Source organism: Levilactobacillus suantsaii (assembly GCF_014069315.1).
Lineage (GTDB): Bacteria > Bacillota > Bacilli > Lactobacillales > Lactobacillaceae > Levilactobacillus > Levilactobacillus suantsaii.
Window position 1 is genome coordinate 346,472 of record NZ_CP059603.1, and the last position, 23,243, is coordinate 369,714.

General features: G+C 50.3%; 22 protein-coding genes and 1 tRNA gene. 10 read left to right on the forward strand and 13 right to left on the reverse strand.

Going from position 1 to position 23,243, the window contains the following annotated elements:
• Together H3M12_RS01630 and araA are read left to right on the forward strand one after the other, a co-directional pair.
• Nucleotides 1–729, forward strand: a complete 729-nt coding sequence (locus tag H3M12_RS01630; protein WP_047020913.1) for an L-ribulose-5-phosphate 4-epimerase — start codon at nucleotides 1–3, stop codon at nucleotides 727–729.
• Nucleotides 730–779: 50 nt separating this feature from the next.
• Entirely contained in the window at nucleotides 780–2,204 is a 1,425-nt protein-coding gene (gene araA / locus H3M12_RS01635) for an L-arabinose isomerase (protein WP_182150825.1), read from the forward strand.
• A gap of 231 nt (nucleotides 2,205–2,435) precedes the next feature.
• Here araA and H3M12_RS01640 read toward each other — a convergent pair whose 3' ends face one another.
• From H3M12_RS01640 to H3M12_RS01675, 7 genes are all read right to left on the reverse strand, one after another.
• Nucleotides 2,436–3,674 (reverse strand): ISL3 family transposase, encoded by a 1,239-nt coding sequence (locus H3M12_RS01640; protein ID WP_129033428.1) that lies wholly within the window; start codon nucleotides 3,672–3,674, stop codon nucleotides 2,436–2,438.
• Nucleotides 3,675–3,760: 86 nt separating this feature from the next.
• Nucleotides 3,761–4,759 (reverse strand): IS30 family transposase, encoded by a 999-nt coding sequence (locus H3M12_RS01645; RefSeq protein WP_182150575.1) that lies wholly within the window; start codon nucleotides 4,757–4,759, stop codon nucleotides 3,761–3,763.
• Between the two features lie 594 nt (nucleotides 4,760–5,353).
• Entirely contained in the window at nucleotides 5,354–5,893 is a 540-nt protein-coding gene (locus tag H3M12_RS01650) for a DUF6933 domain-containing protein (RefSeq protein ID WP_129032927.1), read from the reverse strand.
• Nucleotides 5,894–6,033: 140 nt separating this feature from the next.
• Nucleotides 6,034–7,461, reverse strand: coding sequence for a DUF5776 domain-containing protein (locus tag H3M12_RS01655; protein WP_182150826.1), 1,428 nt, complete (start codon nucleotides 7,459–7,461; stop codon nucleotides 6,034–6,036).
• Nucleotides 7,462–8,352: 891 nt separating this feature from the next.
• Nucleotides 8,353–8,592 (reverse strand): MmcQ/YjbR family DNA-binding protein, encoded by a 240-nt coding sequence (locus H3M12_RS01660; protein WP_129032929.1) that lies wholly within the window; start codon nucleotides 8,590–8,592, stop codon nucleotides 8,353–8,355.
• Between the two features lie 168 nt (nucleotides 8,593–8,760).
• Nucleotides 8,761–9,168, reverse strand: a complete 408-nt coding sequence (locus H3M12_RS01670; RefSeq protein WP_129032930.1) for a hypothetical protein — start codon at nucleotides 9,166–9,168, stop codon at nucleotides 8,761–8,763.
• Between the two features lie 344 nt (nucleotides 9,169–9,512).
• Nucleotides 9,513–9,584 (reverse strand) — tRNA-Arg (locus H3M12_RS01675).
• 201 nt (nucleotides 9,585–9,785) lie between these two features.
• On the opposite strand from H3M12_RS01675, the gene H3M12_RS01680 reads away from it, so the two are divergent.
• Nucleotides 9,786–10,892: a glycerol dehydrogenase gene (locus H3M12_RS01680; RefSeq protein ID WP_170954991.1), complete on the forward strand. Its 1,107-nt coding sequence runs from the start codon at nucleotides 9,786–9,788 to the stop codon at nucleotides 10,890–10,892.
• Between the two features lie 58 nt (nucleotides 10,893–10,950).
• On the opposite strand, the gene brnQ is transcribed toward H3M12_RS01680, so the two are convergent.
• The 3 genes from brnQ to H3M12_RS01695 form a co-directional block, all read right to left on the reverse strand.
• Complete coding sequence (gene brnQ / locus H3M12_RS01685; RefSeq protein ID WP_129032932.1) at nucleotides 10,951–12,324, reverse strand: branched-chain amino acid transport system II carrier protein; 1,374 nt, start codon at nucleotides 12,322–12,324, stop codon at nucleotides 10,951–10,953.
• 373 nt (nucleotides 12,325–12,697) lie between these two features.
• Nucleotides 12,698–14,026, reverse strand: coding sequence for a replication-associated recombination protein A (locus H3M12_RS01690; protein ID WP_129032933.1), 1,329 nt, complete (start codon nucleotides 14,024–14,026; stop codon nucleotides 12,698–12,700).
• 25 nt (nucleotides 14,027–14,051) lie between these two features.
• Nucleotides 14,052–14,378 carry a hypothetical protein gene (locus H3M12_RS01695; protein WP_129032934.1) on the reverse strand — a complete coding sequence of 109 codons (327 nt, stop codon included), beginning with the start codon at nucleotides 14,376–14,378 and terminating at the stop codon, nucleotides 14,052–14,054.
• 235 nt (nucleotides 14,379–14,613) lie between these two features.
• Here H3M12_RS01695 and H3M12_RS01700 point away from each other — a divergent pair, with 235 nt between their 5' ends.
• The 6 genes from H3M12_RS01700 to H3M12_RS01725 all read left to right on the forward strand — a co-directional run bounded on the left by H3M12_RS01700 (nucleotide 14,614) and on the right by H3M12_RS01725 (nucleotide 18,250).
• Nucleotides 14,614–15,003 carry a MarR family winged helix-turn-helix transcriptional regulator gene (locus H3M12_RS01700; RefSeq protein ID WP_182150827.1) on the forward strand — a complete coding sequence of 130 codons (390 nt, stop codon included), beginning with the start codon at nucleotides 14,614–14,616 and terminating at the stop codon, nucleotides 15,001–15,003.
• A gap of 30 nt (nucleotides 15,004–15,033) precedes the next feature.
• Nucleotides 15,034–15,681: an NAD(P)H-hydrate epimerase gene (locus H3M12_RS01705; RefSeq protein ID WP_182150828.1), complete on the forward strand. Its 648-nt coding sequence runs from the start codon at nucleotides 15,034–15,036 to the stop codon at nucleotides 15,679–15,681.
• Between the two features lie 176 nt (nucleotides 15,682–15,857).
• Complete coding sequence (locus H3M12_RS01710; protein ID WP_182150829.1) at nucleotides 15,858–16,418, forward strand: M15 family metallopeptidase; 561 nt, start codon at nucleotides 15,858–15,860, stop codon at nucleotides 16,416–16,418.
• Between the two features lie 135 nt (nucleotides 16,419–16,553).
• Entirely contained in the window at nucleotides 16,554–16,787 is a 234-nt protein-coding gene (locus tag H3M12_RS01715; protein WP_129032937.1) for a hypothetical protein, read from the forward strand.
• 1 nt (nucleotide 16,788) lies between these two features.
• Complete coding sequence (locus H3M12_RS01720; protein ID WP_182150830.1) at nucleotides 16,789–17,187, forward strand: type II toxin-antitoxin system death-on-curing family toxin; 399 nt, start codon at nucleotides 16,789–16,791, stop codon at nucleotides 17,185–17,187.
• Between the two features lie 115 nt (nucleotides 17,188–17,302).
• Nucleotides 17,303–18,250 carry a DMT family transporter gene (locus H3M12_RS01725; RefSeq protein WP_233449205.1) on the forward strand — a complete coding sequence of 316 codons (948 nt, stop codon included), beginning with the start codon at nucleotides 17,303–17,305 and terminating at the stop codon, nucleotides 18,248–18,250.
• Between the two features lie 132 nt (nucleotides 18,251–18,382).
• Here H3M12_RS01725 and aldA read toward each other — a convergent pair whose 3' ends face one another.
• From aldA to H3M12_RS01740, 3 genes are all read right to left on the reverse strand, one after another.
• The gene (aldA, locus tag H3M12_RS01730; protein ID WP_129032939.1) at nucleotides 18,383–19,855 is read right to left on the reverse strand and encodes an aldehyde dehydrogenase; all 1,473 of its coding nucleotides are present in this window, start codon (nucleotides 19,853–19,855) and stop codon (nucleotides 18,383–18,385) included.
• A 54-nt stretch (nucleotides 19,856–19,909) separates the two neighbouring features.
• A complete protein-coding gene (locus H3M12_RS01735; protein WP_129032940.1) occupies nucleotides 19,910–21,031 on the reverse strand; it encodes an NAD(P)-dependent alcohol dehydrogenase in 1,122 nt (373 codons plus the stop codon).
• A 575-nt stretch (nucleotides 21,032–21,606) separates the two neighbouring features.
• Nucleotides 21,607–22,233, reverse strand: a complete 627-nt coding sequence (locus H3M12_RS01740; RefSeq protein ID WP_129032941.1) for an LVIS_2131 family protein — start codon at nucleotides 22,231–22,233, stop codon at nucleotides 21,607–21,609.
• A 156-nt stretch (nucleotides 22,234–22,389) separates the two neighbouring features.
• On the opposite strand from H3M12_RS01740, the gene H3M12_RS01745 reads away from it, so the two are divergent.
• The gene (locus tag H3M12_RS01745) at nucleotides 22,390–23,091 is read left to right on the forward strand and encodes a linear amide C-N hydrolase (RefSeq protein ID WP_129032942.1); all 702 of its coding nucleotides are present in this window, start codon (nucleotides 22,390–22,392) and stop codon (nucleotides 23,089–23,091) included.
• The last annotated feature ends 152 nt before the right edge of the window (nucleotides 23,092–23,243 follow it).

Genomic DNA, 23,243 nt, shown 5'->3' on the forward strand with positions numbered 1-23,243 from the left:
ATGTTAGAAGATTTAAAGCAAGAAGTCTACGACGCCAACATGCAGTTGCCTGAATTGGGATTGGTTACCTTTACTTGGGGTAACGTTTCCGGTATTGATCGGGACAAAGGCCTGTTTGTCATCAAACCTTCTGGGGTTGATTACAATGACTTGAAGCCCAGCGACATGGTTGTTGTTAACTTAAAGGGTGAAGTTGTTGAAGGAGATATGAATCCTTCCAGTGACACCCCAACGCATACAGTACTTTACAATGAATTCCCTAATATTGGGGGAATTGTTCATACGCATTCACCTTGGGCAGTGTCATTTGCCGCTGCTAAGATGGATATTCCTGCAATGAACACGACGCATGCGGACACGTTCTATGGCGATGTACCAGCTGCTGATGCCTTGACTAAGGAAGAAATTGAAGAAGACTACGAAGGCAACACGGGTAAGACCATCGTGAAGACCTTCAAGGAACGCGGCATTGATTACGAAGCCGTTCCCGCTTCTTTGGTTAGTCAACACGGTCCCTTCGCTTGGGGGCCAACGCCAGCCAAAGCAGTTTACAACGCCAAGGTTTTGGAAGTGGTTGCCGAAGAAGACTATCACACCGCTCAAATGACGCGTGCTAATCGGGAATTGCCACAGTATCTGTTGGACAAGCATTACCTGCGTAAGCATGGGGCCAACGCTTACTACGGCCAAAATAATGCTCATTCCAAAGATCACGCGGCCCGTCAATAAATTTGTTATCCAATTTTAAAACCAAATTATACTAAAAGGAGTGCTCAATTATGTTATCAGTTCCAGATTATGAATTTTGGTTTGTTACCGGTTCACAACACCTTTATGGTGAAGAACAATTAAAGTCCGTTGCTAAGGATGCCCAAGATATTGCTGACAAGTTAAACGCCAGCGGCAAGTTGCCTTACAAGGTTGTCTTCAAGGATGTTATGACAACGGCCGAAAGCATCACTAACTTCATGAAAGAAGTTAACTACAACGACAAAGTTGCCGGTGTGATTACGTGGATGCACACGTTCTCCCCAGCCAAGAATTGGATTCGTGGGACAGAATTATTGCAAAAGCCATTGCTGCACTTGGCAACGCAATACTTGAACAACATTCCTTATGCTGACATTGACTTTGATTACATGAACTTGAACCAAAGTGCTCATGGTGACCGCGAATATGCTTACATCAATGCCCGTCTAAACGTCAACAACAAGATTGTTTACGGCTACTGGGGTGATGAAGACGTTCAAGACCAAATCGCACGTTGGGAAGACGTTGCGGTTGCTTACAACGAAAGCTTTAAAGTTAAAGTTGCTCGTTTTGGTGATACTATGCGTAACGTTGCCGTTACTGAAGGTGACAAAGTTGAAGCACAAATCAAGATGGGCTGGACGGTTGACTACTATGGTATCGGTGATTTAGTTGAAGAAATCAACAAGGTTTCTGACGCTGACATTGACAAAGAATACGCTGATCTTGAATCCAAGTACACCATGGTTCAAGGGGACAACGATGCTGAAACTTATAAGCACTCCGTTCGCGTTCAATTACAACAATACCTTGGGATCAAGCGTTTCTTGGAAAAGGGTGGTTACACTGCCTTCACCACGAACTTCGAAGACCTCTGGGGAATGGAACAATTACCTGGTTTAGCCGCTCAATTATTAATTCGTGACGGTTATGGCTTCGGTGCCGAAGGTGATTGGAAGACCGCTGCCTTGGGTCGTGTGATGAAGATCATGTCTCACAATGACCGGACGGCCTTCATGGAAGACTACACCTTGGATCTACGTAAGGGCCACGAAGCTATTCTTGGTTCTCACATGTTGGAAGTCGACCCAACGATTGCTTCCGACAAGCCACGGGTTGAAGTTCACCCATTGGATATTGGTGGTAAAGCTGACCCAGCTCGTTTGGTCTTCACTGGTTCTGAAGGCGACGCCATTGACGTCACTGTTGCGGACTTCCGTGATGGCTTCAAGATGATTGGCTATGCTGTTGATGCGAACAAGCCTGAAGGCGAAACACCTAATTTGCCAGTTGCTAAGCAACTTTGGACACCTAAGGTTGGTTTGAAGACTGGTGCCTTGGAATGGATGAAGGCCGGCGGTGGTCACCACACCATGCTTTCCTTCTCCTTAACGGAAGAACAAATGGAAGACTTTGCTACCATGGTTGGTATGACAAGGGCGTTCATCAAGTAAGCTAAACATTTAAAATGGTTGTGGTTGCCGGCGAGCAATCACAGCCATTTTTTAAGGAAGTTTGTCAAATGGTGTTGAAGGATAGTTTCTATCCTTTGGAGATCTCCTCGTGTGGGAGATCTTTTTTGTTGTTTTATTAGTTGCGGCGTTTAATCTGGTGTGTTGTCTGAATATCGTACTTGAAGGCATAACAAATAAGCCTACCATCGTGACGTTATTGTGGTAGATAATCTAGGCAATCAGCTGGTAGACGCGTGTGAACATATTGGCCTGATTGGATAAGCCATAACAAGCACGTTTGAGCTCCTTGATCTTACGGTTGATGCCCTCTATCGGTCCGTTAGAGTAGGACGATTTGGCGGCGTTAATTACTCCATTAAGATTCTTTCGTAGGGTATGCATGGCCGTATCTAGGTGCGTGCCGTTAGGCTGATAGTTAGTGATGATATTCTTGAGTTCATCAGCGTGACGCCCCATCAAAGCATCGTGGAGATCGATGTAGGTTTCATAAGCTGTTTTGAAGGCCGGAAACGCATCGGTTCCAATATCAATAGCGTTCTGTTCGGTCGAGTACTCATTCAGGCCGAAGAGGTAGCGGCTCTTTTGTGCGTCAGGGTTGTCCTTGTGGAATAGGCGCCATAGTGATTTCAGTACTTTATATTCCCGCGAATGCTTGTCGAGTTGCTTTAAACATTGAGTGCGAATGGTATCCATCGTCCGGCCCATTAATTGAATAATGTGGAACCGATCAATAATGAGTTCGGCGTTAGGGAATAGTTCGTGCACGAATGCCTGATAGGAGGCGTTCATGTCCATGATGACGCGTTGAACCGCGGTCCGTTCTGCGGTGCTGTACTGACTAAGAAAGAACTGTTTGATGGTTCTATTAAGGCGGTCGCTAAGTACTTTAACTGATTTGTGAGTGTCGGCGTCAATGCAAATAAACGACATGGAGCCGTGCGTGGAACGGAATTCATCAAAGCATAGATTAATCGGTAACCGGCGGCTCGCGTGTGGATGAATATTAGCCGTCAAAATACGCTGAACTGAGTTTGTCGAAATACCGGTGAGACTGGCGATAGTCTTAGCCGGGAGTGATTTACTGGCTAGCTTCAGCACATGAGTCGCTAGTCCGTGACCGATGGCGTGGTTGGTTGATACCACTGGAGTGGTGGCCGTACAAGTGCTATGGCAGTTACTACAACGCCAGCGTTGCTTGTTTAGCTCTAGAATTACGGGCCGGTCCATGGGTCCTGCAATGTGGACATGAGTGAGCTTGTGTCCGTTAGGGTGCAACGTATTGTATCCACAGCTGGGACAGCGCCTGAGTGTGTAGGTAAGCTCTGCCTGGATGACCAAATACTTTTTGCGACCCGAGCCCCGACCATGAAATTCCTCACGAGTACCGAACACCTGAATGTTTGTGTCTGTAATTCCCAGTAATTTAAGTGTATTATCCAGTTGAGACATCTATTCCTACCCCGCTTATCTTGAGTTTCGTCGCTTAAAGCATAGCACTAGGGAGGCTTAGATGCCTTTTTTTGTTAGACGAATTGTCAAATCAAGTGTAACTTTTTACCGAAGAAAACTTCAGATGGTGTCTTCCAGCCTAAGACCTTACGGGGGCGATTATTTAAATTCCTGACAAACTTCGCGATATCTTGATCGGTCAGTTCATCAAGGTCAGTTCCTTTGGGAAAATACTCTCGGATGAGACCATTGGTATTTTCGTTGGTCCCACGTTGTTGTGGTGCGTGCGGGTCTGGAAAATAGACTGAGATACCAAGCTCTTTACCGACTTCACGATAACCCGCAAACTCTGTACCTCGGTCTGGTGTAAGCGTACGAACGCGTTTAGGTGTGACTGTATGCAGGAGGTCGATCATCGCTTGGGTCACATTCTTGGCATTCACTTTGGGTACACGCTCAGACAGAAGGTATCGTGACTTACGGTCGACCAGTGACACTAAACCCGAACGCCCGACCTTGCCGCGAACGGTATCGCCTTCCCAATGGCCAAAACGAGTCCGATTCTCACATGAGACTGGTCGTTCATGGACTGATGGGACATTATTAAAACGGCCACGTCGTTCGTTGACAGTTCCTTTAACCTTACGAGTTTTCCCACGATGTCGTAACTTTCGAGCGAATCCTCGAGCCCCATGACTTTTACGTTTAACGCCTAAATTATTTCGTTCAATTCCGCGATAAATCGTGTTGTAGCTGATATGCCAATTACTGGTCTCTAAAGATAAACGACCGGCGATTTGCTCGGGTGACCATTGTCGTTGAAGAATGCAGTGAAGGACAAAGTCGCGTAGCTTTAAATTCTCCAGTACCCTGAGGCGGCGACTCTTTAATCGGCGCTGTTGATAGTTCTGCTGGGCTTTTACGGCGGAATAGGCGCCCCGACCGCCGTTGCGTTTAATTTCTCGTGACACAGTGGCTTTGGAACAACCGATTTGATTGGCAATAACCTGGTAAGTATGGTGTAAAGTTACACCTAACAGTATGCATTCGCGGTCTTTTAAGGTAAGATGTGTATATGGACTCATAGCCTAAGAACTCCTTTAGATGATTGTTATGGTGACTTCATTCTACAGGACTCAGGCTAGGAGTCTATTTTTATTTTCTTACTTGTTGCACTTCAATTGTAAATTCGTCCGTCTAAAAATCCCACCAACCAACCTGCAAGCGTCATTATTGCGGCATCAGTCGAACGCGTCATTGAGCATCTCCCTTTCCGTCTGGGTCAGTAACGCTGTGACCACGTCAAGTTATAGCGGACTAAGCTATCTGACAAGGTGCCGTCCTGCAGACTATCGTCGATATGCTGGCATTGGCCAAAGATGTCTTTAGCTTTGGAATTTTCGCCTCCCAGGTGCTTCTCTTTCCGACTTGTAGACCTAATTCCCCACGGTAACCGGCGTATCCTCAGCGGCGATTGGGTCCGCCTCCCCCAGGGCTAACCTCATCGGGGGAATTCCTAGTAAGTCACAGGTGATATGCTTTCCAAATCATCGTCACTCCTGGCGTTAGATCTAATAAGCTCATCATCAACGCATCAAAAAAGACGGTCAACACGACCGTCTGTCAGTGACTCGTTTCGGTCACTCCTGCCAAGGGTGATTTCCATTATAGCACACGCCTTAGCCTTTCGGGTCGCGCCAGTGATTGCCTTGCACCGCCAGGTCTGCGGCAATATTAGCCACCACGTGAGGCGGTTGTTGGCGACCCAACGGCGGTGTTTTGGCCACTAAAAGGTCCAACTCCAACGGTATCGTGATCCCTTGGTCAAGCAGAAAACTGGCGTACATCCCCTGTTCATTAAGCCGTCGGACGTGTTGATGGACGATGGGCGCGTTGATCTGCCAGCTTCCCGCCGTTTGCCGGTACGCTTTCAAGTTAGCTGATTGCAACCCGTACTGGGGCCATTGTTGGGCTAACTGATCCCAGAACTGGTCGGCTAAGCGCTGGGTCGCCGTCACGTTCGCCGCATCCACCACGACACATAACGCACTGGCATCGTGGCCAAAAAGCAATAAGCGCTGGTGGTGCGCCATCACAGTGGTGGCGTGCCAGGAAAACAACGGGTTCGCTAAGGCGGCTGCTTGCGCCCGGTCGGTCGACCGTACCACCGGGTAATCGCGAAATAGGTCACGACTCTTTTGGGTGACATTTAAGTACATTTTGGAGCCTTCTTTCGTTGCTAGTTGGGTAAACTCTCTCACAATTATAGCATCTAGCCGCCAGTCGCCTTTTTACCGTTTCTCCGGGCAAACGAAAAGGACTCGAAAAACGAGTCCTCTTGCATAGACTTCTTATGTCCTTATTTCTCAACCATCACCAATTTAGGATTAGCCGTAATATAGCCGCCACCAGCGACATGGTAGCGCAACGTGCCACTGACTGTTTGGCTGTTTTGCCGGGAGTAATCCCAGCCAACAACTTTCACGGTTTTACCTTGCTTAATGGCTTTAACCTTATGCGTCAAATTGACATTGCGGTACAACTTGATCGTCTTCTTGGCCTTAATTTGACGCACTAGGCGCGGCTTAGTTGGGGAGACCCACTGCTTATTGCCAGTGATGTACGTCCCATCGGTCAGTTCGTAACGGGTCGTTTGCCCGGCCTTGACGCGTTTAACCACGTTGATTGCGGTGCCTTGTTTGAAGTGCTTTTCGTCAGTCGCTTTGGCAAAGACGGCCTTGCTGTGCGCCCGGATTCCCCGCGCGTTAGTCACGTAGAGTTTTTGATAATTACCTTGCCAGTAAAGCTTGGCAACGTAATCCGGGTTAGCCGTAATGTAGGTGCCATCAGCTAACTTGTAACGCAAGACGCCATTGGCTGACTTGGCTGTGTCGACAACTTTAAAGACGGGTGCGTAAGCCTTGGCCTTCTTGGCATAACGTTTGATTCGTTGGGACTTCTTAAAGGTCGGCGTGTTGTATCTGTAAAGGGCTTGCTTACCATATACCTTAAACGGCGTTATTGGACTGAGCTCATCCGCGACGCTGGAGCTGGAATCGCTTGTACTAGTTGTGTTGGTCCCCGTTGTCGTGGAACCCGTTGCTGTCGGGTGATACGTGACGGTATACGTCTTGTCTTTAGCCGTAAAATCAACTTTGACTTGCTTTTGGTCCGGCGTGTAATCCGCAACAGTTGGCGACGTAATGGCCATCGCCTGATCGGAACTCCCTTGGAGCTCTCTTGTCGGCGCAGCTTCAGAACCATCCGGCAACCTATACTCAATTTTGGCTTTAGCCACCTGATCTTTAGCCACGATGGCATAATGGTCTGTTTTATCGGGAGTCGTTTGAAGATCGAACGGTAGCTTAACCGGCATTAAGTAAACAGATACTCCGCCTAGCTTTTTTTCAGTCGTTTTAACGACTGTCCCTGTATCGGTATCAATTACCTGTGAGGTATCCTCTCCTAACCCCTTCATCAATTTATCGGTACCGGGTGCATAGGTACTCGGATCCGTGAGGGAGTCAGGGGCATCAATCAATAGAAAATCATCGTTTTGATAAGCTGAAGTTATCGTTTGCGTGATGATAGGTTTTCCACGTTCACTGATGACAATATTATTTTGATACTGGATTTTGTGCCCCTGTGGAAGCACAAGATAATACCCTTTGGCGAGATTTTTATTTCCATTTTTATCTGTAAACGCATTCGCGGCAGAAGCCGTTTTGGTCACGCCATCCTCATCATACTGATAATATTTATACGCCTTCAGGGGCTGATTTAACATCTGTCTAAACTCAGTTAGGCTTGCCGAATAACCCTTGTATATTGTAAAAAATTTATCCACGTCATTCTTATAAATATTACGGGGCATGAGCTGATTGGCTACATCCGAGGAATCAATCGCTAAGTCAACAGCAGAAGCTGATAAATCCCCCCCCGATATTAGATTAATCCCCAAATTCCATTCTATCGCGTTGTCCTGCAGAATTTCTCCCAACGTCGAGTCTTTCGTAATTTTGTCAGGATCCAAATTATAAGAACCAAACATATCGCTAGTGGTGTCAGGTACGCCAGACATTGTGTCACCAAAAGGGGTATTATCCACCCCCAACTCACTGTGTCGCGGGACATAAATATTTAATCGGGGGCCCGTAAATTCCGGGAGAGACGACTCTGCCCGGGCCACCTGCCCACCAATTAGGACGCCACAAACTACCAATAATCCCATCAATAACCACTTCATGATACTTTGTTTTTTCATTAGCCGCTCACCCCAACTGATTATGCTTATGAATTCAATTTAACATTAGATAGTTAATGCTATCATCTCTTACCATTATAATTCGTTATCCGGGAAAACTAAAAAATCAGTCCCTGATTCACCGCGTTTTGACCCCAAACTATTAAAATTGGTCAAAATAAAAGGCATTAAGTAAAGCGAACTTCTAAAGTTTAGATTTAACATCCAATCTTAGAAACTCGCTTTAATCAACACCAAATTTCATAAAATCTAAAATGCAAAGTACCGACAAAATAACGACCGCTGGTTCTTCAATGCTGCTTGAGATCAAAGAACCAACGGTCGTTATCTTTTTATATTTTAAAGGCCAACTTGGCTTATTCCGTACGGGTTACCCTGCACGCTTTCCCAAATGCCAAACTACGTTCACTCTAATTAATCATCGGTTAATCGATAGCTCACCGCCACTAATCTAACCAGTTCAGCCTTAGAGCTTAGGGTTGTCACATCAACGGTAATCCAATGCTGTTTGTCAAAGTGCCGCCCCATGGTAATCGCAGGGGACAGCGCAACTAATTCTTCAATATCCGCTAAATTTTGTTTCAAATCGACATACAAATGCTCGTCTTGCGCATAAACTAGCGCAAAGATGCGCCCAGTTTTCGCATGGCGCATTGCGTCAAAATAATGCGGTTGTGTCGCCCCGGCTGATTGAACGGCTGATTAACCGTGACCGCTCTATTTGCACTGATCAATTGAATTAAGTCTTGTTGTGTCAGCTTCATCGCTCAGCTCTCCTTTTCAACACTTATCCAGGCGTATCTCCTACTAGCATCTACTTGATTAATCTTTGGCTTTTTTCACCAGTGGCTGAATCGGGAAAATGGCAACGTTTCGGTGCCCATCAAACATCATGTAAGGATCCTGAACTAATTCAACCTCACCATAATTAACGTAGCGATTAGGTTCTTTATTAATCATGAGATAAACCGTAAGATCAGTATCTCGTGACTGTGCCAAGGCTCTATTTTGGCTGTAATCGAGGCGCTGATCACCCTGCTGCCCCATCCCCGAGTAGTTTAAAACCTCCCCGTCCCATTTATCCGGATACAGATTAGCCGACTCTTTAGAAATCAGGACTAGGCAATTATTGGCATTGGACTTTCGCATACCCCCCTGTGTTGAAACTCCGAATGCTTCGGCAACCTCTGCGTTACTGTAAGTTGCTCCGATTGTTAATTGTTTGATCACATCTTCATCCCCTTAAATTAAGCATACCAGTTTGATGAGTTCATCACGAGCTGGACGGCAAAATTTAACGTTCATTATTCCTTAATTAAATCGCATTTACACTTTGGAATACAAAATAGGGCGTCATAAAACCGCAAAATTCAAATAATATTTCAATCTGTTCGACGTATATAACTTGAATTATCACGACTGGTTTCAACTTGTAAAGCCTGGCTCATTAGCCGCAATCTAAATTAGAGTGCCCCTCCACCGTAGGAGGCCAAAGACCCAACCAAAAATTCTGATTTTACAAAAAGGGCGCTAGTTCACCCCAGCGTCCCCTCATCGTTTCACCTTCAGTTTTATGCGCCCCCCGAGAGTCGAACTCGGATCATGAGGACCGAAATCTCATGTGCTATCCATTACACTAAGGGCGCTGAACACTTCCATTCTAATACAAATCAATTCCGGTGACGAATTTTTCGGCAAACGCAGTCTGATTTTTCGGGTGTCCAGTCGGGACTATCAGTTGTGGCGCATCAGTTTCCTAAATCAGCTACCTTAAGACCTACCGCAACTTGCCGGTGACGACCCTTTCTATAATAACGGTAATTTCATAACTAGGAGGGAACATTATGATTACCGCTTTCGCAAGTCCTTCAACCTACGTTCAGGACGACCAACTTTTGACCCACGCCGCGCCGTACATCGCCCCCTTCGGCGACCACGGCATGCTACTGACCGACGACAACGTCTGGCAACTGGTCGGCGCGACCTTTTACCAGAACCTGACCGATGCCGGGCTAACTATCGCCCACGTGACCTTTAACGGGGAAAGTTCTCCCGAAGAAATCGACCGCATCAAAGCCATCGGCGAACGGACCGCCGCTAAATTCGTAATGGCCTTAGGCGGTGGCAAGACCAACGACACCACCAAGGCGGTCGGGGACGCCCTCGGGATTCCCGTGGTCATCGTGCCCACGCTGGCCTCGAACGACTCGCCCTGCACCCGGCTCAGCGTCATCTACTCCCCGGCTGGTGAATTCATGACCTACCGCTTCTACGACAAGAACCCTGATTTGGTCCTGGTCGACGACGCGGTAATTGCCGGGGCCCCGGTCCGCTTCTTAGTCGACGGGATTGCCGACGCCCTGTCCACCAACGTCGAAGCCCAGACCATCGCTCGCGCGCGAACGACCACCCTGTTACCCTTGCACACGCACCAAACCGCGGCCGGCTTAGCCCTGGCCGAAAAGTGTGAGGAGCTGCTCTTTACTTATGGTGAACAGGCGGTCGCCGCGGCCAACCAGCACGTGGTCACCCCGGCGCTCTCCCACATCATCGAAGCCAACATCTTATTGAGTGGCGTGGGGGCCGAAAGCTCTGGTCTAGCTGCCGCGCATAGTTTTCAAAACGGCCTGACCGCCCTTTCCGGCGACGTCCACAAACTCTCTCATGGTCAAAAGGTGGCGTTTGGCACCCTACTGAACCTGACGTTGACCGGCGCCAGTGACGCCGAATTCGCCCGTTACCTAGACTTTGAAAATCGGCTGGGTCTACCGACCACACTGAGTGCGTTACACCTCGATTCCGTCAGTGACGACGATCTCTTGAAAGTCGCCAAATTGACCGTCCAAGACGGTGAGACCATCCACAACATGGGTTTCCCCGTCACGGCGCGCGCCGTTTTCGCCGCCATGAAGGCCACTGACCGGCACTCCCGGCGCCTCCAAGGGTTCGGCTAAACATGATGTCAAAAAAAACGTTTCGGGCCCACACGACCGGAACGTTTTTTTTGCCCCCTTATTGTTGCACACCTTCCGTGGTCCGCTGAGCGGCCAAGTGGAAGTGCCCCCAGGCCAAGCTCAAGACGAAGGCCAAACCGGTCGGCACTAACCAGCCTAAGCCTAGGCTCGCGAACGGCACATAGGTGTGATAGGCGTGTAAGACCGCGGCGACCGGACCGAAACCGGCAACCACGGCCGGCGCGTTAGCCAGCATATCCAAGACCGCTGGCACCGCCGTGACCGCAATCGTGGTCCTGTAGACCAGCCCGGCGTATGGCCGCTTCGAAACCGTCAACGACACCAAGATCAACGCTAACGATAGCGGGTAGAGCAACATCAAGACTGGTAACGACCACGCGATGATGTTGTCCAAGCCGGCGTTGGCGACCAGAAACGACGCCACCGTGGTGACCCGCAGCCAAGCCAGGTAACTGACCTTCGGGAACAATTTATGGAAGTCCTGGGCAAACGACGTCACTAACCCTAACGCCGTGGTGAAGACCCCTAAGGTGACCATCACTCCCAAAAAGGCCGTCCCGAAGTTGCTGAAGTAGTGACCCACGATTTGTGACAGGGCCACCCCGCCATTGGCCGACAATTTAACTTGACCTAAGCTCAACGTCCCTAACAGGACCAGGCCAAAGTAAACCAAGATTTCTAATAAGATACTCAAGGTCCCGGCTTTGGCGGTCAAGCGAGTCAGTTCCTTATCGTGATACCCCAGACCCCGCACCGCGTGGACGAAGGTGACGCTCAGCGCCAGTAACGCCACGGCGTCGATGGTGTTGTACCCTTCCAGCAACCCACTGACGGTGGCGCCGGACTGGTAAGCCGTGGTCGGCGTATGGGTGGTGCCGCCCATTGGGTTCAAGAACGCGACCACAAAGACTACCGCCAGGAGCGCCAGAAACGCTGTATTTAAATACTTGCCAACGATCTTGACCAGAATATTTTGGTGGGTCGCTAGTACGTAAGCTAATGCGAAGAAGACGGCAGTAAAGATGACTTGTCCCACGGTCAACCAACTCTTCGGTAGGAAGGGTTCGGCCGCCATTTCGTAGGCCGTGGCCGCGGTCCGGGGCGTCCCGAAGAACGGGCCGATGGTCAAATGGACTAAGACCAAGAAGACCGCCGCGTACTTGGCGCCGACCGGCTTGGCCAAATCATAGAGGCCGTCACTCTTGGTGACCACCACCGCCAAGATGGCCAGTAACGGGAACAGTGAGCCGGACACAGCAAACCCGAGTGCCGCCGTAATCCAATTTTGCCCAGCCATCTGGCCCAAATGAACGGGGAAAATCAAGTTGCCGGACCCGAAAAACATGCCGAAAATCAACGAACTCACCACTAATAATTGCCAAAAATGATGTCGCCTAGTTACTTGTTCCATCTTGATTCCTCCGATCTTTGCTGGTAATCCATTATCCAAACGCGAAAAAAGCCCTTCTCCCGCCGAAACGGGAAAAGGGCTCTAGTTTTTAAGTAGAACGGTACCACCTTTTTGTGGCGTTTGACACACGCCACACTCATCACGGACCAACATCCGCTAGCCCAATAATGGTGGCCACCACGGTAACCTACGAGTCGCCTCTTCAGCACCGAACTCAGAAATGATGTTCACGTTTGACCGCTGATCCCTTCACATTTTACGGGACTCACTGGACAGCAACTCAAACGCTACTTTTTTCCTCAACGTTTTTCAAATATTGGTACCCATTATAACCAGGCTCAAACGAAAAATCAATGGCAATTCTAATTATTTTTTAATCATTTGGCTTTTGATGGTCTTTTCGCCAACGCTTAACGTAATCCAGGCGTTTCTTGAACAAATTCTCGCGCCCCTGGTCGGTCGGCTGGTAGTACTCGCGCCCAACTAAGGCATCTGGCAAACTCTGCAGCGTGGTTAGCTTATCCGGCGCATCGTGGGCGTACTGGTAGTCCTTGCCGTAATCCAGGTCGGCCATCAACTTGGTCGGTGCGTTCCGTAACTGGAGCGGCACCGGTTCGTCGCGGGTCTCCTTGACGTCCTTCTTCGCGGCTAAACGCGCCTTATAAATCGCGTTGGACTTAGGCGCTAGTGCCAAGTAGGTCACGGCCTCAGTCAGATGAACGTCGCATTCGGGCATCCCCAAGAACTGACAAGCCTGAAAGACGTTCACCGCCACGTTCAAGGCGTTGGTGTCGGCCAGGCCGACATCCTCACTGGCGAAGCGCACCAGCCGACGGGCAATGTACAACGGGTCTTCCCCACCTTCAAGCATCCGCGACAACCAGTAAATCGCCGCGTCGGCATCGCTATTGCGCATCGACTTGTGCAACGCCGAGATGATGTTATAGTGCTCCTCACCAGTCTTGTCGTAGAGCACGAACTTTTGGGTGATCAGTTGCTTCAGGTCGGCCATGGTGATGGTCACCTGTTTGTCGTGACGGTCCCCGTTCAAGACCGCCATCTCGAGCGTATTAAGTGCGGTGCGGGCGTCGCCATTGGCAAATTCAGCGATGGCCCGCAGTTCGTCGGTGCCCAGATTGACTTTAAGGTCAGGAAAACCGGCCGGATTCTGAAGCGCGTTGGTCAACAATTGTTGGATATCGGCGGTGGCTAGTTGCTTCAACACAAAGACCTTGCACCGCGACAACAACGCCGAGTTCAATTCGAACGACGGGTTCTCGGTGGTCGCCCCAATCAAGATGATGCTGCCCCGTTCGACGTAGGGCAAAAAGGCGTCCTGTTGGGCCTTGTTGAAACGGTGGATTTCGTCGACGAAGACCAGGGTCCGCTCACCGATTTCCCGGTCGCCTTCGGCCAGTTTCATGATCTTTTTGATTTTACTGATACTGCTATCGACCGCACTGAAGCGGATAAACTTCGCCTGGGTCTGGTGGGCGATGATTTCAGCTAACGTGGTCTTGCCCACACCCGGCGGCCCCCAGAAGATCATCGACGAGACCTGGTCGTTTTCAATCAGGTCACGCAAGATTTTCCCGGGTCCCAACAACTGTTGCTGGCCCACGAACTCGTCGAGTGACTGCGGGCGAACCCGGTTAGCCAGTGGCATTTGTTGGGACTGTTCAAATAATGAGCCTTGTTCCACAACGCACGCCCCCTTTAGCGTTCTACTACCGACCTCCGGCGGCGCGGGCCGCCTGTTGTTCCAGATAGCGCTGGGTCTCATCTGAGTTTTGCCGAAAATCCGTCACGAATGAGTCACTGACCGGTGCGACCGTCGCCGTTTGGTGGCCTAAAATATCGACCACAATCAGGTCTTCATTCTGCCACTTGGCCGTGTCGTAGTGGCCGTCTTCGATTTGATCTAAGAAGGTCTGAAAGGTGTCTAGGACCCCTTGGCGAATCACGTCTTCTTCACTGACGTCATCGCCTAACTTTTTCAGTTGGAGTTGACGCAATTGCACCTCGTCCATATCACTTAGAATTTGAATAAACATTCTCGTGGCCCCCAGTTTGTTTTACATTCATTCTATCACGAGACCCGCAGAAAAGAACGAGGCGAATCGTTATCCTTCCCCGCCATCTGGTGTAAACTAAAGGTAATACGCAGTGGGGCGTTGGTCGCCTCACCTGACGTATGGTTCCGACTAAGGAGGACGCCAACTCACGGAAGATTATATTCTCGATTTCACCACGAACCTGGCCATCCTCCACCGGCAATTTCAGCGCGACATGAACCAGATTCTCGAGGCCGACCAGGTCCCCATCAACATCACGGAATTCTACCTGCTGGTCTTGGTGTCCGAGTCTAGTCCCATCAATCAACGGATGGCGGCGCGTACGATTGCGGTGGATGAAGGCCTGATGACCCGCATGGTCCGCCATCTGGTCACAATCGATCTTTTACAAAAGACTGATGACCCTGCGGACCGCCGCAACAAACAACTGGTCTTGACCCCGGCCGGCGACCAGCTCGTCCGCCGCGCCATTCAGGTCCTCCACCACTGGTGGCAGAACGTCACCCCGCCGGATACCACCGTCAACTTCCAAGCGATGACGGAACAGTTGCAACGCTTATCCACCCGTGTGTTACAATTTGACCATCCATTAGAAAACCTATAGCATTTGCCTTTATTTAAGGAGGGACTATCGATGAGTAAAGCCATTACGATTGCGCAAGCGCAAAGTTACGACGCCCATACCATTAACCAGGTCGGCATTCCGTCCATGGTCTTAATGGAACGCGCGGCGCTAGCCACCTTCAACAACCTCTTAAATGATGATTACGACCTCACCCGTGTCGTGGTAGTCGCCGCCACCGGAAACAACGGTGGCGATGGCATTGCCGTCGCACGACTGTTAAAGATTCGGGGGATCGACGTGGCCATTTATCTCTTGGGGAACCCCGATAAGGCCACGCCCCAGACCAGCCAACAACTCAAAATTGCGAATTACTACCACATTCCGTTCACCTCGGATCTAAACGACGTGATTCACGCCACCACGATTGTCGACGCCATCTTCGGTGTGGGCCTCAGCCGCCCGATTACCGGCAAATTCGCCGAAGCCGTCAACGCCATCAACGCGACGGACGCGTCGACCGTGGCCATCGACGTGCCATCCGGCATCAACGCGGACACCGGGGAGACCCTAGGCGTTGCGGTCCTTGCCGACTCCACGACCACCATGGCTTACAAAAAGATCGGTATGCTGACCGTCAACGGCAAGCAACACACCGGTATCTTGCACGTGGCTGACATTGGCATTTACGCGGAGGATAACGTGGAGAGTTTAAAATAACCGTGACACCACCAGGTTCGGGGCCAATGCCCCGGACCTTTTTGCTACCAATTTTTGCGACCAGTAAGTAAACCACCAGGTGACAAGTCACTACATTCGGCCGTTCTCGGGCATATCGGTTGTCTTATCTGTCATTCCTTGTTATATTGTAAGCGGTTGCATAAGGGAGGATTTCAATGGATCAGACAACCGGATTTAGTAATATTCAGGCCCTCGACCCAACCATCCTGGTCGACTTACGCTACGCCACGACCAATAACTTCACGGGCCAAGTGATTTACGACTTTACAACCGCCATCGCCCGCACGGGAACCGCCGAAAAATTAGCCCGGGCTAGTGCCAGTTTACGGGACCAAGGCTACCGGCTAAAAGTTTTCGACGCTTACCGGCCGGTGCGCGCCCAGGAACGGCTCTTTGAAGTCTATCCCGACCCAGCCTTCGTGGCGCAACCCGACCCGAACTTCTCCCACCAAAAAGGGGTCACCTTTGATTTGACCCTCTGTGATACCAACGGTCAAGAACTGGAGATGCAAAGTGCCTTCGACGATTTCTCCGAGCGGGCCCACCGCGACTTCGCCCGGACCACAATTCAAGAGAAGCACTACCAATTGCTCCATCAAGCCATGCTGGCCGCCGGATTCGTGGGGTACGTCAACGAATGGTGGGACTATCGCGATGCCGACCAAGACACGTACGGTCCCCTGGCCGCCGACCCCAATGATTTTGCGTTAACTTAAAGCACTCCCCCCCAATAAAACGGGACGCTAAGCACCGGTAAGTCACCGGCCTTAGCGTCCCGTTTTCAGTCGCTTTTATTGCACTGCGCTCCTTTCTTTTTACACTGGTGAGGATAAGAAAGGATGGCGATTTTTTTGACACTGACAACCCAAATCAAAACACTTCCCGACGGCACCTTAATTCTGCCGTTAACCACTCAGCTCGGCCTTACCGCGGGCCAGGCGGTGACGGTCACCGCTACAACCACCGGCGTGACCGTGACGCCCGTGACGCCATTGGATCCTTCGCCGGCCTTTAGCGCGGCACTGCCAACCGTTTTGCACGACTACCAAGCGGCCCTGCTCAGTCTCAAGAAAGGGGATCAGTAACATGACCACCACTTACCTCACGCCCCGCGAGCTGACTGTACTCAATCAAGCTGCTTTGGCGGACACCACCGAAACGACTACCATCCGTAGCCAGGCCGCCGTGGATTCCATCATCGCTCAGCCCCAGCAAGTCTTCTTCGACACCGCAGCCTACCCGACCATCGAGCAAAAGTTAGGCATCGTCTTTCTCAAAGTCATCACCCTGCATCCCTTTGAAGACGGCAACAAGCGGACCGCCGTTTTAGCCCTGGCCATCTTGGCTCAACTCAACCACTACCACTTGACCTACACCAATCCACAGATTGCGGCACTGACCTTGAAGATTGCGGCCAGTGACGGGCCGACCATCGACTACGACGCCATCTATCAAGGAATTCGGGCGCATCTGGTGAGCGCCTAACTCCCGTGATTAGGCCGATTGGACCCATTTCCCCGATTTCACGATGCAAATTCGATTGGCTCCCCACCTTAAAATGGTGTTTACTAGACATAACTCATTTTAAGGAGGAACTGCCGTGTTTGCCATCGTCATGGGGGTCGTCATCGGCCTCATCTTACCGCTTCAAACCAGTATCAACTCTCGCTTGCGCCAATCCGTGGGGTCGCCATTTATGGCGTCACTGATTTCCTTTACCGTCGGGAGTGGCTTTCTAGCCGTGATTACACTTTTGATCGACCATCGTCTCTTTTTTACACCCCACCTCTTCAGCCAGCAACCCGCGTGGTTGTGGCTCGGCGGGGTATTTGGAGTGGTCTACCTGACCGGTAACATTCTCCTGTTCCCTAAATTGGGGAGTGTCCAGACCGTGATTTTGCCAATGTTTGGCCAAATCCTAATGGGCCTACTCATCGACAACTTCGGTTGGTTCCACGCCAAAGTTAGCCCTTTCACCACGGTTCGTGGTGGGGGTGCGCTACTGGTTCTTCTAGGCGTTATCGTCACGGTCGCCCTCAGTGATTGGCTCCTAAAACGGCGAGCAGCCTTAGATGCGGCTCCCACGACCACCGCATCCGCGAGTCTGTGGCTTTGGCGGCTTTTAGGCATTGGCGCCGGTATGTTAGGGGCCGCGCAATCGGCCATCAACGGCCATTTGGGTCTCGTACTCCGCTCATCGCTCGATGCAGCCTTCATCTCGTTTTTCGTGGGAGCCCTAACACTTCTAGTGATCAACCTCCTGTTACGCTCATCACGGCAACTTACCCAGCCCACTGACCGGCCGAATCCCTGGTGGATGTGGGTCGGCGGCGTTATCGGCGCCTTATTCGTCCTGGGCAACGTCTACCTGGTCCCAATTCTAGGTACCGGGCTGACCGTGGTCATCGTGTTAGTTGGCTTAATGGGCGGCAGTTTACTTATCGATAACTTTGGTTGGCTGGAAAGCCAGCGCAACCCGGTCACGCTGGTTCAAATCGTGGGCCTACTGATTATGGTCGGTGGGGTCGCTTTGATTCATTTAGCTTAATCTAATTTCCCCGTCTGGTGCCTGCCGTGACTAGACGGGTTTTTAGACATGAAAAGGGGCCCATCATCTCAGTGATGAGTCCCTGATCAAAGCTGCTGTTGCTTGCAAAGTTATGGTTTAGCCATTAATGAACTAGCCATCGGCCTTTTCTGGATGACCTTGCAAGTAAATCACGTGAGTATTCAAGTATTCTTCGATACCGTGACGACCATCGTCACCACCGATACCGGATTCCTTCCAGCCAGAGTGAGAACCGTTCATGGCTTCGAAGTTGAACCGGTTGATGTAGGTTTCCCCGTCTTCCAGTTCGTTAGCTGCCCGAGCAGCGTTGTCCAAGTTCTCAGTGAAGATGGAAGACGTCAACCCAAAGTCGCTATCGTTAGCCATGTTGATGGCATCATCTAAGGTCTTGAAGGTGACAATTGGCAGAACTGGGCCGAAGATTTCGTCTTGCACGATTTCAGAATCCTGCTTAACATCCTTGATAACCGTTGGGGCGTAGTAGAACCCGTTTTCGATTTCAATCTTGTGACCACCAGTAGTGACCGTCCCGCCGGCTTCAACGGCACGTTGAACCATGCCGTCGACCTTGTCCAAAGCGGCTTGGTTGATCAATGGACCCATGCCGGAGTCTTTGTCGGCGATTGGGTTAGCAACCTTAACGGCGGCCATCTTGTCCGTCAACTTCTTGGTGAATTCGTCAGCCACGTCTTCTTGGACGTAGATCCGTTCACAGTTGTTGCAAAGTTGACCGTTGTTGTCGATCCGTGAGTCGATGATGGATTGAACCGCCAAGTCGATGTCGGCATCGCTGCAGACAATAGCTGGGGCCTTCCCACCTAATTCCAGAGAAACCTTGGCCATGTGCGTGGATGCTGCAGCCATGACCCGCTTCCCGGAATCAACGGACCCGGTCAAACTAATAATGCCAATCTTCTTGTTGTGGGATAATTCGTCCCCGACAACCGAACCAGGACCCGTAACAAAGTTAACAACACCCTTTGGAATGCCAACCTTGTCGACAATCTTCGCAAATTCCAGCGCTAGGTTTGGCGTGTCAGAACTTGGCTTCATGACAATCGTGTTCCCGGTGACCAAAGCTGGCCCCATCTTCCGGGCAATCAGGAAGAATGGGAAGTTCCATGGTAAGATCCCGGCGGCAACCCCGATTGGTTGCTTGGCAATCATGATGTTTTCGTTCGCGTTGTCGGATTGAAGAATTTCCCCTTCATAGGTCCGCGCTGCCGATGCCATGTAGTCGAAGTAGTCCGCGGAGAACATAATTTCCGTGGTGGCTAAGGACCGAATCTTCCCCTGTTCTTCTTGGAGCATATCGATTAGGTGATCCGCTTGGTTGCGAACTTCCGTAGCCACGTCGTGTAAGTATTGGCCCCGAGTTGCGGCTGGAACGAACTTCCAGGTCTTTTCAGCTTCGTAGGCATCGTCGATGGCAGCTTTCGTTTCCTCGCGGGTCGCACTTGGCACCGTGGAAATCTTTTCCCCGGTCGAAGGGTTGAGAACCGTCAATAATTTCCCTGAATCGGAGTCCTTAAATTCACCATTAACGTACATTTGATAGTGCTTTAAATCTGTCGTAGTTGACATGTTTATGGCTTCCTTTAATTTTGAATTAATGACGACAACTAAATGATTCTGCGATTACTTACCCGGAACGTAATCTGGGTCGATAACTAAGACTGGCTTGATGGTCTTCCCACTGCCAGAGTCGGCGTTGGCTTCGTTGATTTGATCGAACTTGTAGAACTTTTCAGTCTTGTCGAAGTCAAACATGCCGGCTTGATAGAACTTGATTAACCGTGGAATATCAACTTGTGGAATGGCATCCCCCATGTTGACGCCGACGATCTTACGGTCGTTGACACAGAGGTCGTTCCAAGTATCCAAATCAATGTGGTTTGGCGTAACGGCGATTGTGGCGGTCGTCCCACCTTGGGCTAAGGCTTGAATGGAATCTTCCATGACTTTCTTGACCCCAGTAGTATCAACAGCCCAGTTGACACCGTAGCCATCCGTCAACTTCTTGATGGCTTCAACGGCATCTTCGCTCTTACTGTTGATGGTGTCCGTCGCGCCTAATTCCTTGGCTAAGGCCAAGCGAGAATCAACCACATCAATGGCGATAACCGTGGTGCAACCCGCAATCTTGCCGGCCATCATCGCAGCCAGACCAACGGCCCCAGTCCCAAAGACAGCGATAGTGTCGCCCGGCTTTGGTTGTAAGGTGTTGAGCACGGTCCCGGACCCGGTGACGTAGCCACAGCCCAGTGGCCCTAATTTCCGCAAATCCAAGTCCTTTGGTACCTTAACCGCGTTACGTTCCCGAACCACCGTGGTCGTGGTGAAGGAGGATTGGTCGAACATATCATCGACCTGGTGCCCATTTTCAGTAAAGTGAGCACTGCCGTCTGGCCGAACCCCAGACAAGTTATTCGCCGCGTAGTTTAAGCATTGTGTTGGAATCCCCTTCAAGCAGTTCGTACAATTGCCACAACCATAGAAGGAAAGAACGACGTGATCGCCGGGCTTGAAGTCCTTGACTTCGGGGCCAACCTTTTCAACAATCCCGGATCCTTCATGACCCAAGATGATTGGATAACCGATTTCCGCGTCACCTTTCCGTAACGCTTCGTCGGAGTGGCAAATCCCAGTCGCTACCATATGGATTTGCAAATCATCCGCCTGCATTGGGGCTAACTCAACATCGTCCCGCATTTCAAAGGAATCGCCTTTTTTATCAACAACTGCCGCTTTGATACGCATACAATCATCCCTATCTGTAAAATTCTGACATCCAGCAACTTGATCGTTGTGATTAATTCACACATTATAGTCTTTTTCTCCCACCAACAGTGGGAACACAAGTGGTAGCGGCACTTGCAAAAAAAGTCAGATTGTGAAGAATTACTCATTCCGCTCTACAAGTTCGTTATACCACTTTTTCGATTGAAATTAAAGGGCTTTCAGAAAGATTTTTCAAGTTTTTCGCTCCCCACTTCCACGCTTTTGTTGCCCCTTTGTTGTTCAGTTCACATTTTCCAGAACATTCCATCAGCGCCCCAGCGTTACGCTCGCAGCGGGTAAATCGGTCAACCCAATTCCGCGACAGTTGGGCATTTATCTTCCCTGTAGTCGTTTAAGGTTTCGACCATTAACTAATTGAAAAACTCGTTGAAAAGAGGCTTAGCATTGACCAACGTGTTACGGCCACTTGCCAACCAAACGATGACCTTGCAAACTGAAAAGTTTGCCCACTGACTTAACGAGATGAAAAAACGCCCGGTCCCTTACAGGTCCGAGCGCTGCTTTGCTTTAGTTACATTTTAAAATCATGCCGTTTATTTCTCCACCATAAACGAATGGTCCGGAATCCGGATCAACGTGTACCGGTGCGCCAGGCGTCCGGCATGCAAGCCAATCCCGTTCAAGAAGTTTTTCTTGTAGGTGGTCTCAATCACGCCGACCCAAGCCTTTTGGTGCCGCTGGTCATATTTCGCAACTTTCTTTTTATTCCACTTATACGCAGATGCTGGTAAGTTGATTGGCTTCTTCCCCGTCGATACGGTCGCAACGGTACTATCGACCTGGTAGCGCTCGCCTTCAGTCAGGTAGGTGTACTGTTGGATTGGCTTGTCACCACCACCGTTATTGACCTCGACGTAATACGACGAGCCCTTGCTATCACCGGTAGTCAAGACCAGTGGTTCGTAACGCGTCTCCTGTGTGACCCGACTGCCCAAATGACTCTCGTTTTGGAAAAAGGTGGTGGCACTCATCCCCCCGAAGAACAGGAGCCAAACGACCAGTTCAACTGTCGAAATGATGAAATTGCGCCACGAGAAGCTCCGGCCCTCCTTCACAATCAAATGAATCCGCCGTACTCGCATATCATGCGTCATCCAGACGAGGGTGATCAGAACCAGTAACCACAAGCCCATCCCCACTAAGTTCCAACTTGATTTCATTCCAACATTCGTTCCCTTCCGCAATTTCTCCAATATTAAATGCTAAATTTCAATTACCCTTAAGCTTACGAGATTCGCCTACCGAATACAAGCGCATTCTAAGATTAATTCCGTTATACTAAAGGCAGTTTATTTCCTTAAGGAGGTTCTTGCTCTGTGTGTACTAGTCTAACCTATACGAACGGTGCCGGCCACCACTTTTTCGCCCGCACCATGGATTTTCCGACCACCACGCCCTGGCGGCCCGTCTTTTTACCCCGAGATTACCAATGGACCACCGCTTTGGGGGTGACCCGCACCACCCGTTACGCGTTATTGGGTGGCGGACGCCCCGCCGCGGACCGGCCGGCCTACCTAATGGCCGATGGGGTCAACGAAGCGGGTATCACCTGTGCGGAGCTTTATCTGCCTGGCGCCGTGACCTACGCCGACGACCCCGTTGCCGATAAAATCAACCTGACCCCGCAAGACTTCATCAACTGGGTCTTAGGTGAACACAACAGCCTTACCGCCGTAAAGCGCGATCTAGCTCAAGTCCGACTGATCAACCGCCGTTGGGGTAACGACCGTTATGTCTATCCCTTCCACTGGCTGTTAAGCGACCGGCAGGGACACACGCTGGTCATCGAGCCCACTAGTCTGGACCTACACGCCGTTGCCAACCCCAGCGAGGTGTTGACCAACACACCGGTACTGGCAACCCATGAACAGAACCTGAACGACTTTTTAGGCGTCTCGGCCGACCACTTTACCACGGCGACCATCGCCGCGGCTAAAACCTATCTGACGGAGCATCCCGATTTACCCACCAGCACCGTGCCGACCCGGCGCTTCCCGCACGCTTATTCGGCAGATTAATTTTGTATTTTACAAGCCCTTTCAAGACTTTAACCCGATTGATATTATGTTGAAACAATACTGTAACAACGTCTTGATAGTATTGAAGATGTTGTTTACATAGTTTTAATTAATTTCCAAAAAAATATTTATCAATGAGGGGTTTGTTTAGT

Coding starts and splice junctions, on each gene's coding strand:
- H3M12_RS01630 (WP_047020913.1), top strand. CDS start 1: ATGTTAGAAGATTTAAAGCAAGAAGTCTACGACGCCAACATGCAGTTG.
- araA (WP_182150825.1), top strand. CDS start 780: ATGTTATCAGTTCCAGATTATGAATTTTGGTTTGTTACCGGTTCACAA.
- H3M12_RS01640 (WP_129033428.1), bottom strand. CDS start 3,674: ATGTCTCAACTGGATAATACACTTAAATTACTGGGAATTACAGACACA.
- H3M12_RS01645 (WP_182150575.1), bottom strand. CDS start 4,759: ATGAGTCCATATACACATCTTACCTTAAAAGACCGCGAATGCATACTG.
- H3M12_RS01650 (WP_129032927.1), bottom strand. CDS start 5,893: ATGTACTTAAATGTCACCCAAAAGAGTCGTGACCTATTTCGCGATTAC.
- H3M12_RS01655 (WP_182150826.1), bottom strand. CDS start 7,461: ATGTTAAATCAGCCCCTGAAGGCGTATAAATATTATCAGTATGATGAG.
- H3M12_RS01660 (WP_129032929.1), bottom strand. CDS start 8,592: ATGCGCCATGCGAAAACTGGGCGCATCTTTGCGCTAGTTTATGCGCAA.
- brnQ (WP_129032932.1), bottom strand. CDS start 12,324: ATGGAACAAGTAACTAGGCGACATCATTTTTGGCAATTATTAGTGGTG.
- H3M12_RS01695 (WP_129032934.1), bottom strand. CDS start 14,378: ATGTTTATTCAAATTCTAAGTGATATGGACGAGGTGCAATTGCGTCAA.
- H3M12_RS01700 (WP_182150827.1), top strand. CDS start 14,614: ATGAACCAGATTCTCGAGGCCGACCAGGTCCCCATCAACATCACGGAA.
- H3M12_RS01705 (WP_182150828.1), top strand. CDS start 15,034: ATGAGTAAAGCCATTACGATTGCGCAAGCGCAAAGTTACGACGCCCAT.
- H3M12_RS01710 (WP_182150829.1), top strand. CDS start 15,858: ATGGATCAGACAACCGGATTTAGTAATATTCAGGCCCTCGACCCAACC.
- H3M12_RS01720 (WP_182150830.1), top strand. CDS start 16,789: ATGACCACCACTTACCTCACGCCCCGCGAGCTGACTGTACTCAATCAA.
- aldA (WP_129032939.1), bottom strand. CDS start 19,855: ATGTCAACTACGACAGATTTAAAGCACTATCAAATGTACGTTAATGGT.
- H3M12_RS01735 (WP_129032940.1), bottom strand. CDS start 21,031: ATGCGTATCAAAGCGGCAGTTGTTGATAAAAAAGGCGATTCCTTTGAA.
- H3M12_RS01740 (WP_129032941.1), bottom strand. CDS start 22,233: ATGAAATCAAGTTGGAACTTAGTGGGGATGGGCTTGTGGTTACTGGTT.